A 12,769-nucleotide genomic window follows, 5' to 3' on the forward strand; every position below is an offset into this window, starting at 1 on the left:
ATAAATAACAGGATAAACGATGGTATCAGCTACCAGTTTAAAGATTTTTTTTGCATTTTCCATTTTTGTAGTCATCTTACTCGCGGGCTGGTATCCGTTTAAAAAACGTATTAAAGATGATCGGCATATTGATTTTCCTGTGGGAGAAACCCTGGCTACTGGAGTATTTTTGGGAGCAGGTTTATTGCATATGCTTCCAGATGCAAATTCTTTATTTAAAAAAATGGGATACAACTACCCTTTCGCCTTTATCATTACCGGAGCAGTATTTCTGATTTTCCTTTGGTTCGAACATCTGGGCAAAGAACTCTACCATCATAATACGAAACACCCTGCTTTTGCTCTTTTAGCATGGGGAATGCTTTCAGTTCATTCCATAATGTTGGGTGCAGCCTTAGGGTTAGCGCAATATAACTCTATGATTATCATGATTTTTCTTGCAATTATTACCCATAAATGGGCAGAAAGCTTTGCCGTAGCAGTTCAATTAAATAAAAGTTCTATGAGCATGAACACCAGCTTGGTCTTTTTTATTTTATTCAGTTTGATGACCCCTTTGGGTATCTATTTAGGGTGGTATTTTGGTCATGGAGTAGAAACTAACTCTCTATTTGATCCAATTTTAATTGCTGCGTCAGCGGGAACTTTCCTCTATCTGGGCACACTACATGGTTTAGAACGCTGTGTAATGGTAGAGCGCTGTTGTAATCTCAAAGATTTCAGCTTCGTGATTATAGGCTTCACACTGATGGCTTTGGTGGCGATCTATGTCTAATTTTTTACAACAAAAACCCATTATTCTCGCTTCAAGTTCATCAATAAGATTAAAACTATTGCAGTCTCTTGGTATTGAATTTTCTGTGATTCCTTCACATTGTGATGAAAACGCAATTAAAGCATCCTTCAAGTCAAAAAACGCATTAGAATTGGGCTATGCGCTTGCCGCAAGTAAAGCACTGGAAGTGAGTCAGCACCATCTTGAACATTTTATTATTGCAGCAGATCAACTGTGTCTGTTTGGACAAACCTTGCTGAATAAGCCTTTGAACCATCATACAGCTATGGAGCATCTGCGTTTATTAAATGGTAAGGAGCATTTGCAAATTGCCTGCCTTTGCATTGCCAAAAATAACGAACTGCTCTGGCAACATCATGAAACAGCCTACTTAACCTTGCACCAATTAAGCGAAAAAACCATTGAAGCTTACTTAGACAGTGAAAAACCTTATCATAGTTGTGGGGGTTATCAATATGAAAGCCTGGGTAAATGGTTATTTAAAGAGGTTCAGGGCAATGAAGATACCATTTTAGGTTTACCTTTACTTCCTTTATCCAGTGCCTTAATGAAACTTGGTGCGGTCAGTTTCTGATTAGTTCATAGCCTAAAAAAGTATGGCGAACTCGGAAAATAGAATGTTTTTGGCTCCAAATTTCGCACTTCATTCAGGCTACACAAGATCTCAAAATACAAAAAATCATCAACAGAATGAATTATTGTATTTATTAAGATCATTTTGTTATGATTCTTTATCATTTTGCTGAGGCATTGAGAAAAAAATGGAAGGAAAAATTGAAAATCCTGTTGCAGCAACGCCTACATTAAGTTTGTTTGAATTTAAAATGAAATTCGCAGACCATATGAAGATATGTGCAATTTTCAAATTAAAATCTGAAGAAAGAATTGCTCAGCTAGAGTCAAACAATGATCATGATGCGCTTATTGAGCTACATGAACAGATGATGGTGACAATTAGAGGACAAATCACTATTTATCAAGAAAAATTAAAAAAAGCGGACTCCTACGAAGAAGATAGAGAAACCTTACAGCAACGCATTAGTAACGAAATTGCCAGACTAAACAGGTACCTGGAAAAGTTACAAGAACAGTTAATTCAAATCAAATCGTTAAAATTTTTATTCTCTTTAAGCCCACCTGAATTATTTCAGGAAGCACTAAAAAATAAATCCTCAGCGTTACTTATTATTAAAAATTCCACACTGATCGCCAAAATTTCCAACGCTCAAATGCTACTTATAACGCATCAAGACCCGGAAATCATTAAGTCTCTAGCCTCTATTGTAGCAACACGAGAATACACATTTGAAACCCCCCATATTTTTGCTGCACTCAAACAACACGTTCAAGCTGAATCCGATAAGGGCTTTATTGGAGAAAAAGAGAATGCAGCAATTCATGATTTATTACTCAAAATTAATAATTATCTCGATAAAAAAATAGAGAACGCTGTGAAAGGAAATGCTACTCCATGGGCTTTGGGTTATTTTGGATCGCGCCATCAACTCAATAAAGGTGATAAAAAAGTATCTGTGCCACAAGGTATTTACGAATTAAAATATCATTTAGATCAACGTGATAAAATTCCTGCGAGTGATGTCTTAATCAAGATGCAAAATACGCTTCAGATCAAGAATGCAGAAAGAAAGGATGAGTCTATGTTTCAACAGTTTAAACGACTTATAAGTTATCTTTTTGGATATGCTCAATCAGAAGAAACCCTAAAAGAATATGAATATCTTGAGCAAGTCGCCATAGGAAAACAATCTATTTCTTGACAAAGCAAGCGCATATCAAAACAATACTTCAGATTAAAAAATTTCAATCGTAATTGGGACTCAACATGCAAATTACAAAAATTCAAGCTCGTGAAATTCTGGACTCTCGTGGTAACCCTACTGTTGAAGCAGATGTTATTTTAAAAAATGGAATCCAAGGAAGAGCCAGTGTTCCTTCTGGCGCATCAACAGGAAGTCGAGAAGCCTGTGAACTCCGCGATGATGATGCAAAACGTTATAATGGTAAAGGAGTACAACAAGCTGTTGCTCACGTGAACCATGAAATAAATCAAGCATTACACCTTTTTTCTGTTGAAGATCAGGACGCTTTAGATAAGAAATTATGTCAACTAGACGGCACAGAAAATAAATCATATCTTGGAGCCAATGCTGTTCTTGCTGTTTCTCTTGCAGCTGCAAGAGCTCGAGCAAATGAGCATAAGTTGCCATTATATGCAGCATTAAATCAAGGCGAAAAAATGTGCATGCCCGTACCCATGATGAATATTTTAAATGGAGGTGCACACGCGGACAATAATGTGGATATTCAAGAATTTATGATTATGCCTGTAGGGGCCGCTGATTTTCCCACAGCATTGCAAATGGGCACTGAGATTTTTCATGGGTTAAAATCCGTTTTAAAAAAGCAAAGCTTAAATACTGCGGTAGGGGATGAAGGAGGTTTTGCGCCCAATATAAAATCAAACCGTCAAGCTCTAGACTTACTTTGTGAGGCAATTGAAAAAGCAGGATTTAAGTTAGGCGATGAAATAGTACTTGCTTTAGATGTTGCCTCTTCCGAGCTGTATGAACAAGGCATGTATCATATGGCTTCTGAAAATCAACAATTTACTTCAATGCAACTTATTGATTATTATATTAATTTAGTTGCCAATTATCCTATAGTAAGCATTGAAGATGGGCTGGATGAAAAAGATTGGAGCGGCTGGAAACATTTGACCGCGCAATTAGGGGAAAAAATTCAATTGGTAGGTGACGATATATTTGTTACTAACCCCAAAATTCTACGAGAAGGTATTACTCAAAAAGTAGCTAATGCCATCCTGATTAAAGTCAATCAAATTGGAACTTTAAGTGAAACGCGACAAACAATTCAATTAGCCCACCAAAATGGATATCGTTGTGTGATGTCACATCGTTCTGGTGAAACAGAAGATACATTTATCGCAGATCTTGCAGTTGCCACGGGTTGCGGTCAAATTAAAACCGGCTCATTATGCCGTACTGATCGTGTTGCAAAGTACAATCAATTATTACGCATCAATGAAATTGCTGCATTGCCTTATGCAGGTAAATCTATATTAAAATAATCAACAGCCTGGTTCAGTGTCAAATTGGGTAATCGTAGCCTGGGCTGCAAAGCCTAGAGCCGTCAAGCGAAGCAGAAGTCATCCCTGCGAAGGCAGGAATCCATCCATGATTGAGCACATTGCCAATATTAAAATGGATCCCCGCCTGCGCGGGGATGACAAAGTTACTTGCAAATTGAGTAAAATGAAACACTAAATACTCTTAGCCTGAAGGCCATAGGCTGCAAAGGCCTACATACAGTTACTTTCTCTTGCCGCGATTCACCGCCCGCCCCACCTTATTAATCCTCCGCAAAATGGATGTTAGTATTGTATTTAGTACGATTAAGACAAAAACTGCTTCGAAACACTTTAATATTTGGCTCATTAGCAAATACCCTACGGGCAAATTCATTGTAATGATTCATATCTGCTACATGTATTATTAATAAATAATCGGTTTCTCCCGAAACAAAATAGCATTGCTTTACTTCTTCTTGATCCGCCATTTTGCGCTCAAAATGAGCCAATAAATCTTCTCTTTGTTTTTCCAAAGTAATATTTGCAAAAACAATGAGCCCACGACCTGCCTTAAAAGGATCAACCAAAGAAACATCTTTCACAATGATGCCCTCATCACGTAATCGTTTTACACGACGAAAACAAGGAGGGGCGGAAATCCCAACTTTTTCAGCAAGAGCCAGATTGGTAATTTGATTGTCTTTCTGCAATAAATTTAAAATTTTTCGGTCAATTTTATCTAAATATGCCACATCAGTTTTATTTTCCAATGCTTTTTTATCGTCATTTTTTTTCATATATTACCCAAAAATTAAAATCAGGCATTATAAAGTGAAATAAAACATCATTAAATTAAAAATTTATTTATTTTTATTTCATGGTAAATTCCTCATCTCACGAACAAGATTTAAAAGGAAACAATTATGATAAGAAATGTACTAATTGATGAAATTAAAACTCTGAACCAACTCATTAAATATTCGGCACGTGAATTGAGCCAAGAAGACTATACAAGCCAAGAAATTGAGGGGGCAATTCATTTTATTTTTGGTGTAGATAAGGAACTTATTAAGGATCAAACCTACTATGCTATAGAAAAAAAAGGCAATGTTATTGCTTGCGGCGGATGGAGTAAACGAAAAACCCTGTTTGGCGGAGATCAATGCAGCGCGCGTGAGGAAGGCTTTTTAAATCCACAAACAGATTATGCCAAGATCAGAGCTTTTTTTGTCCATCCAAACCATGCTCGGCAAGGTCTTGGAAAAATGCTCCTGAAATATTGTGAGCAACAGGCCTTATTTCATGGATTTACAAAAATGGAAATGATGGCAACTTTGCCCGGGGCAAAACTGTATGAGTTTTGTGGCTATCAAATTATTGAACCACAATATTTTCCTCTCCCAAATGGAACACACTTTAAAATGTTAAAAATGATAAAACATTTATAAATACCCGTGTCGAGAAGAGCAGTATGCAAGTATGTCCTAAATGCAGTACAGAATGACCCAATCTATCCGGTATAGCTTTTTTGGTGCCACTTTGAAAGATGGATATAAGCTACTTAACTACCGCTTTATGTGTGATATCCAAAACAATATTTTGAGCAGTCCTTTTTTAAAGCAAAATTCCTCTGGATACCGCGCATAAAACCGGTACGTAGAATGAAAAAATTTGTGGGGGATTTTAAGTTCCGCGACACTATATCCAGTTACATTTTAAAAAACTAGTCATTTTTACGGGGATGATACTCAGGAATTTCTTTAGGATAACAGCCTTTTATAGATCTAAAGAAATCAAGAATCTTTGGAAAGTCCTTATCAATATTCCCTGAGGGTTGGAATTTCTCATGAATTCGAACTTCCTTCGTGGAATAATCAGGACCTACCATAACTATAGGCAGTCCTGCTTGACAAGCAATATGGTAAAACCCCTCTTTCCAACGCGTCACTGCACTGCGAGTTCCCTCAGGAGTAATAGCAAGCTTAAACTCATCACGAGAACGAAAGATTTCCACTACCTGCTCTACTGTTTTATTTGTTTTAGAACGATCAACTGGAGCACCGCCTAAAGCCTTTAACACCAAACCTAAAGGAAAAAAGAACAATTGATTTTTCGCTAAAAAGTTAATTTTAACTCCGACTGAAAAACGAGCAAATAAGCCAACAATAAAATCCCAATTGCTGGTATGGGGGGCTACAACAACCAGGTATTTTTTATCTTGTGGTAATTCACCAACAACTTTCCATCCAAATAGTTTTAAAAAAAAGTGACCAAGTTTCTTCATAATCGAAATCAATAATTATTTCTCTTATTATATACAAATTATTATGCTGATACAGCTCTATCTCTTCGAAAGCTAATTTTATCTTGGATAAGTGCAAATAAAAAAGTTAATAAAACACAACATAGTCAAATATTTATACTAAAATGATACATATATAAGTGGAGCTATGGAGTGCCAAATGAATAAACAAGATCCTGCACTTGACTTTCCCAACCCACGTTTGCTGGCAGCTGTTTATTACGGATTGCTATCCGTTGTCGGAACGATACTTATCAATGGATTTCTTACAACAATTGGTATTGAAGAACTCGTGCCTCTCTTTTATGCAATTATTCTAGGGATGGTTGTAGCCTCTATAACTGGGGCAATATTTGGAAAAAGTATCGTTTGCAGTCCTAGACCTTACAAGCTCAAGACTTTCTGGTTGGGTTTTATTATGGTTCTGCTTTCCTTACCATTTTTTGATCTGGGTCTGCTGCTATTTATGGACACCTCAGAAAATCAAGCATTGAAAGTAATCAATTTTAATGATTTTGTTTCTGCATACTTCATTGTTCTGGGTTACAGTTATATTCTTTTTGGCTTCTTACTTGCCATTGCCTCCGGTTTAGCCTCTATCTATTTACGTGGGAAATTTATTTACCAAATCTTACGTACAGATAGACGACGAGACCATCGCTTACCACGGTATGTTGGAGCTGCAGATAGAGAAAAACCTAAACCAGCAAAAAAAACCCGTACTTTGCAGCGCAAAAAAACTTGAGTAAAATCTTCTAACTACTCAACTTTTCATTGTATTGTAATTTGCATACAGCGCAGCAGCATAATTTTGGTTTTTGCCAGGTATAGAGCATTTCCCAGACTCTGCTATGCTCCATCCAGACTACAATTAAAATTGTGAATTTTTATGACGATACACCCGATCACGGATAAAGAGCAGCTTTTTTTTCTATTAACTCAAAAAGCCACCGTTCTCACCCCGAATAACCGACTCAGTGAAGCAATACTTCAATACTATTTCCTAAAATGTAAGAAACAAACCATAGATAAGCCTAAATGTATGCCCTTTGGCGCTGCTCTAGTTAAAGCTTACGAACAGCTCAATTTCATTAGCCCTCATATTACCCATCCTACTTTATTAAACAACACTCAATGTCAGTACTTATGGCGCAAAATGATTCAAGCTGAAACGAGCATAACTTATAGTGAAGGCCTGCTTCAATCAATAATCAGTGCATGGGAGCGTTGCCAACTCTGGCAAATTAACATGGACGATCCAGCTTTTTACTACACAGCACAAACACGGCAATTTCAACAATGGTGGCAATTATTTGATAAACAATTAAAACAGTATCATTTAATCACTGAGCATCAATTAATTCCCTATTTACTCAATACCAATAGTTCTTTATTTTCCCAAGACGTTGTTTGGGTGTGTTTTGATGACTTTACTCCTCAGCAAGTGCTCTTGCAGGAACACTTGACGAGAAAAGGTTTCATTCAATATCAATATGATTTAAAGGAAAAATCATCGAAAACCGAAGTATTCGCAGCTCAAGACAACAACGAAGAATATCAACAACTCATGGCATGGTTACATTTAAAAATCCAAGAAGGGAGTCAGCGTATCGGTGTCGTTGTACCCAATTTAGAGCAAGAGTCTAATTCATTACAAAGAATCTTGGCACATCATTTTGAGCCATCCTACTTTAATATTTCCCTCGGCAAACCTCTGAGTAATTTTCCTTTAGTTGCCCATGCCCTATGTTGGCTTAATTTAGATGATATCTACTTAAGTTCGCATCAGGCAGAATTACTTCTGCAATCACCTTATTTAGGCAGTTCTCAAGAAGAATTCATAGCACGCTCTGAGTACTTGCAAGAAGGAATATTATTAGAAAATCATGCAGTTCAGCTAAATCATTTTAGAGAAGAACTCCATGCTTATGCGCCCAAACTCGCTACTTTATTAAATGCTCTAACACCTTATCCTCAAGAGGCTGCTGTAGAAGAATGGATACACTTATTTCAAAAGCGTTTAAACACCTTAGGATTTCCTGGGGACTATACCCTTAGCTCAGAGAATTACCAGTGCCTTAATCGTTTTATCGCCATCTTTGATGAGCTGAGGCAATTTTCTTTACTGAGTTCTCGCTTCACAAAATCGGAAGTCCTTGAGACAGTACAACATCTTGCTGATAACACCATTTTCCAAGCGCAAAAAACCAATGCGCCGATTCAAATTTCTGGTTTGCTGGAAGCATCGGGATGTGAGTTCGAGAGTTTATGGATCATGGGCTTAACTGATCAATGTTTGCCACAAAAAGTACAATTATCAGCTTTTATTCCACCTCAATTGCAACGTGAATTGTGCATGCCGCATAGTTTACCTGCTCGCGAATTGCAGTTTGCTCGCCAGATCCTGCAGCGCCTACAAAGAAGTGCTGATTCTATAGTACTAAGCTATGCCCAATTGCAAGCAGATACACCTAATTTACCTTGCTCCTTAATCGCTGGATTTCCCAATTTTGAACCATTACCAACTGATTATGAAGCAAAAAAAACCTCTGAGTTAATAACGATAGAAGAGTGTTTTCATATTCCCTTATTGGCAGAGGAGCACGTTTATGGAGGTACAGCAATTCTATCGAATCAGGCCAAATGTCCTTTTAAAGCATTTGCCGAACACAGACTCCGAGCTAAAACTTCGTTACAAACAACAGATGGCTTAGATAATAAAGAGCGAGGACAAATTATTCATAAGGTTATGGAGCTGCTATGGCAAAAATTAGAAAATCAACATAATCTGCTCCATTTAGCCAATGATATTTTAGAACAATACATTGATGGTGCCATTCATACCGCTTTAGCCTCACTAAAAAAACATTGCGATTCATTTCCTGATTCAATACGGGAAGTGGAGTACGCGCGCTTAAAACGAATGGTGCACACTTGTCTTGAATGGGAGAAACAACGACCTCCTTTTACCATAGCAGCAATAGAGCAATCTTATACGATTAATTTAGCCGGCCTCGATTTTCAAGTGCGCGTCGATCGCATGGATCAGGTTGAAGATAAAAAATGGGTTATTGACTATAAAAGTACTCTTCCTGCCAGTAAACCCTGGAATGAGGAACGACCTAAAGAATCACAGCTCTTGCTTTATGCGCTGTTGGATGAACAAATTAACACCCTTTTGCTCTTGCAATTAAAAGCCGGGAAAATCAGCTGTGCGGGACTTAGTGAAGAAAAGCACAGCATCAGTGGGATTAGTCCTTTAAAAAAAGAAGAAACATGGACAGAGTGCAAGAACCTTTGGCAAAAACAACTCACTGATTTGGCTAAAGAATTCCAAGACGGCCATTGCGTCCCACAACCTGCGCATTTAACTATTTGTCAACAATGTGATTTTCAGAATTTATGTCGTTTTCAAGGAGAAGAGTAGTAATTATCCTTTTTTGAATTCAATAAAATAAGGCTAGGTTCGCTTAGCGTCATAAAAAGGATAAAATCATTTTATACTTCTTATGTCGAACTTACGTTAATTATGATATAAAACATCGAGGCCATTCAAACTCAATTGAAGTGGTTTTAATCTCATGGTTTCCCTACTACTAATAATAATAAAGAGATGGATCATGCCTTTGAATCATACAAAATTAGAACGACGTTTAAGCGCCTGTGACGAAGCACTAAATGCTCTGTTTGCTAATCAGCAAAAGCAAATTGGGGTGAAAATACAACAGCAAATAAAATCAGTACAAAATTATTACAACCTTTCCTATACTAAAACAAATTCAGCCAAAAAAGCTGAAGAAATTGCTGCCAGTTATGAATTATTTATAGACCAATTAACTAAAGCAAAAAATAGACAGCTGAATACTAAAGAAGCATCGGAAAAAATTAGCAATTCATGTGAATCCAGAAAAATTGGTGTTTTATTTCATAATCTCGCCAAAGCATGCGAACTGATGTTCTACGCAGCAACAGCATTTTCTTTATATGCCGGTATTTTTGGCATTGCACTGCCAGTACTTATTGTTCAACCAGTTTTAGGTGTTGCCGTAGGAATAACCATTGTCGGAGCAATGATTGCAGCAGCATATAAAGCCTTGTCATGCTTCACCGAATTTAAATCATTCAGTCGTCACGATATAGAATACACTAATGAGTTAAGTTTAGTTTCATTCTTCAACCCAAAGCCGCAACCAATAAAAGAAGACCTTCAAGAAAATGAAGAAGATGAGTTAGAAACTAGCTATTGTTGCTAATTAATAATTCCACTTAAGTCCTGCGGTTATATAACATGAGAGGAGCCCGGGAAAAATGCAAAACCCGGGTTTCGTTTCGCTACACTCAGGCCATGTTTTTTGCAATCAAAGCAGGATTCTGCTCCCAGTGTATAAGCCAAATTTATGAAGATCTTACAATTGCGAAATTTAACCAGATGTTTAATAATGATAAAATCACGGAACAAGGGAGTGAATATGTCACTCAAATTAGCGAGAGCACAAATTCTATGTTGTGGTTTAATCACATGTTTACTGAGTTCATGCTTACTGAGTAGTTGTTTTTATCCACCTTATAATAATTTCAAACCAGTACATCCTATGCCAAGGAGGGTTGTTACTGGAGCGGTTGTTGGAACCGCAGTAGGTGCTGCAACAACAGGTACTGTGGCAGGAGCACTGGCAGGAACTGTTGCAGGAGGTACTGCCGGCGCCGTTGTAGGTTTTTATAAGGCAAGTAGACGCAGCATTATTAAAGAGTTGAATAAAGAAAATATCCAGTACGTGCAATATGGCGACACCATGACCCTAATTGTGCCTGTTGATAAATATTATATGTTTGAAAGCCCCCGCCTCAATGAAGTGTGTTACCCTGGATTGGAAAATATTATAAGGTTGTTGAAATTTTATCCGAACAGCCCTGTTTATGTTGCGGGATTCACAGATAATGTAGGTACACGCCGCCATAAAAAATTATTGTCCCAAGCTCAAGCAGAAACGATGCTTACTTTTTTATGGGCTAATAATATTCCTGCGCAACTTCTTAAAGCAGAAGGTTATGGTGATAAAAATGATGTAGGTGACAATAAATTGATCCACGGTAGTGCATTTAATCGACGCATTGAGATCCAATGGTTCAATAATTATGGTATTAAGACTTGTGCAACATGTCCAGCTCCAGTACCATCACCTGTAGTTTATGCATCAAAATAAGGCAAACATGCGTTCAAGATTTATCGGGGGAATTCTTTTAATTGTTGGGACATCTATAGGCGGGGGAATGCTCGCCTTGCCTGTTGCCAATGCAGCTACAGGTTTCTGGCAATCTTCAATTTTTTTATTTCTTTGCTGGGTATTCATGACATTAGGGGCGTTTTTTATCCTTGAAGCGAATCTTTATTTACCCAGAGGAAAACATATGGTTTCAATGGCGCAAGCCACTTTAGGTAATTATGGTTTACTTGCTGCCTGGATAAGCTATCTTTTTTTACTCTATACTCTACTGTCTGCTTATATATCTGGCGGAGCAGACGTGTTGAACAGCCTTCTTTTTAAAATTGGATTACATCTGGCGGATTGGCAAGCAAGTTTATTGTTTACGCTTATTTTTGGCATGGTTGTGTATGGTGGAATTCGATATGTAGATTATGTCAATCGTGGATTGATGTTTGGCAAATTAGCTGTTTATTTTTTATTAGTAGTACTTATTGCCCCGCATATTGAACTACACCATCTGCGTCATGGTGACATGCGTTATATCGGTGGCGCCATTATGATCTTGATTACCTCCTTTGGATTCGCCATTATTGTGCCTAATCTCAGAGACTATTTTGATGATGACATTAAGCAACTGAAAAAAGTGATTTTTATTGGTTCGTTAATTCCTTTATTTTGTTATTTGGCATGGGATGCAGTCATTATGGGGGCTCTCCCCTCAGAAGGAAGCCAAAACCTTGAGAGTTTAATGCATAATCCGCATACCACCAGTGCCTTAGCAAGCTTACTCTCAAATAAAGTGCAAAATACAATAATCAGTGCTTTATTTAATTTCTTCACCTCCATTTGTATGCTCACTGCATTTCTTGGCGTCTCCTTATGCTTGTACAGCTTCCTTGCAGATGGTTTACAGTTGCGTGAACGAGGAAGTCATGGCATTGGGTTATTTTTACTTACATTTGTTCCTCCACTTCTTATCGTCATTTATTATCCTGGTGCATACATACATGCCTTAGGTTATGCAGGTATCTTTTGTATCATTCTGCTACTACTTTTACCCGCATTAATGTGTTATTTTGGCAGAAGAAATCATCGTTCTGTCTTTATCGTTCCAGGTGGTAAATGGACTCAAGGTGCTGTAGTTGCTGTTTCTATCGGATTATTGGCGCACGAATTTTGGAATTTGATATAACCAATCTGCGTGAGGAACGACACTTTGAGAGATAGACATAAAAAGTAGTTTATAGTTTAATGAAAAATTTTTACATGCCTCTCTATATACTGCGCCTTATGTGCACAGTATATAGAATGAAATAGGACTCAGATCGCTTAGACCACAATCATTATTGGCTGCG

General features: G+C 37.5%; 12 protein-coding genes. 10 read left to right on the top strand and 2 right to left on the bottom strand.

Annotated features, from left to right (window positions below; translation table 11 throughout):
• Positions 1 to 19 precede the first annotated feature (19 nt).
• The 4 genes from DY223_RS12325 (at position 20) to eno (ending at position 3,905) form a co-directional block, all read left to right on the top strand.
• On the top strand, positions 20 to 775 hold the full coding sequence (locus DY223_RS12325; RefSeq protein WP_058460126.1) for a ZIP family metal transporter: 756 nt from the start codon (positions 20 to 22) through the stop codon (positions 773 to 775).
• On the top strand, positions 768 to 1,370 hold the full coding sequence (locus tag DY223_RS12330; RefSeq protein WP_058460125.1) for a Maf family protein: 603 nt from the start codon (positions 768 to 770) through the stop codon (positions 1,368 to 1,370). The genes DY223_RS12325 and DY223_RS12330 overlap by 8 nt, the downstream gene beginning before the upstream one ends.
• 187 nt (positions 1,371 to 1,557) lie before the next feature.
• A complete protein-coding gene (locus DY223_RS12335) occupies positions 1,558 to 2,574 on the top strand; it encodes a hypothetical protein (RefSeq protein WP_058460124.1) in 1,017 nt (338 codons plus the stop codon).
• Positions 2,575 to 2,639: 65 nt separating this feature from the next.
• On the top strand, positions 2,640 to 3,905 hold the full coding sequence (gene eno, locus DY223_RS12340; protein ID WP_058460123.1) for a phosphopyruvate hydratase: 1,266 nt from the start codon (positions 2,640 to 2,642) through the stop codon (positions 3,903 to 3,905).
• 281 nt (positions 3,906 to 4,186) lie between these two features.
• On the opposite strand, the gene DY223_RS12345 is transcribed toward eno, so the two are convergent.
• Positions 4,187 to 4,702 (bottom strand): Lrp/AsnC family transcriptional regulator, encoded by a 516-nt coding sequence (locus DY223_RS12345; protein WP_058460122.1) that lies wholly within the window; start codon positions 4,700 to 4,702, stop codon positions 4,187 to 4,189.
• A 126-nt stretch (positions 4,703 to 4,828) separates the two neighbouring features.
• Between DY223_RS12345 and DY223_RS12350 the strand changes: the two genes are divergently transcribed.
• Positions 4,829 to 5,353, top strand: coding sequence for a GNAT family N-acetyltransferase (locus DY223_RS12350; protein WP_058460121.1), 525 nt, complete (start codon positions 4,829 to 4,831; stop codon positions 5,351 to 5,353).
• Positions 5,354 to 5,628: 275 nt separating this feature from the next.
• Here DY223_RS12350 and DY223_RS12355 read toward each other — a convergent pair whose 3' ends face one another.
• Positions 5,629 to 6,189: a lysophospholipid acyltransferase family protein gene (locus DY223_RS12355; RefSeq protein ID WP_058460120.1), complete on the bottom strand. Its 561-nt coding sequence runs from the start codon at positions 6,187 to 6,189 to the stop codon at positions 5,629 to 5,631.
• Positions 6,190 to 6,367: 178 nt separating this feature from the next.
• On the opposite strand from DY223_RS12355, the gene DY223_RS12360 reads away from it, so the two are divergent.
• The 5 genes from DY223_RS12360 to DY223_RS12380 all read left to right on the top strand — a co-directional run bounded on the left by DY223_RS12360 (position 6,368) and on the right by DY223_RS12380 (position 12,606).
• Entirely contained in the window at positions 6,368 to 6,952 is a 585-nt protein-coding gene (locus tag DY223_RS12360; protein ID WP_058460119.1) for a hypothetical protein, read from the top strand.
• Between the two features lie 144 nt (positions 6,953 to 7,096).
• Positions 7,097 to 9,634, top strand: coding sequence for a PD-(D/E)XK nuclease family protein (locus tag DY223_RS12365; protein WP_058460118.1), 2,538 nt, complete (start codon positions 7,097 to 7,099; stop codon positions 9,632 to 9,634).
• A gap of 193 nt (positions 9,635 to 9,827) precedes the next feature.
• Entirely contained in the window at positions 9,828 to 10,460 is a 633-nt protein-coding gene (locus DY223_RS12370) for a DUF5638 domain-containing protein (protein ID WP_058460117.1), read from the top strand.
• 216 nt (positions 10,461 to 10,676) lie between these two features.
• Entirely contained in the window at positions 10,677 to 11,411 is a 735-nt protein-coding gene (cmpA, locus tag DY223_RS12375) for a C-OmpA-like family protein CmpA (protein WP_058460116.1), read from the top strand.
• 7 nt (positions 11,412 to 11,418) lie between these two features.
• The gene (locus DY223_RS12380; protein ID WP_058460115.1) at positions 11,419 to 12,606 is read left to right on the top strand and encodes an amino acid permease; all 1,188 of its coding nucleotides are present in this window, start codon (positions 11,419 to 11,421) and stop codon (positions 12,604 to 12,606) included.
• Positions 12,607 to 12,769 lie beyond the last annotated feature (163 nt).

This window comes from Legionella bozemanae, from assembly GCF_900450575.1.
GTDB lineage: Bacteria > Pseudomonadota > Gammaproteobacteria > Legionellales > Legionellaceae > Legionella > Legionella bozemanae.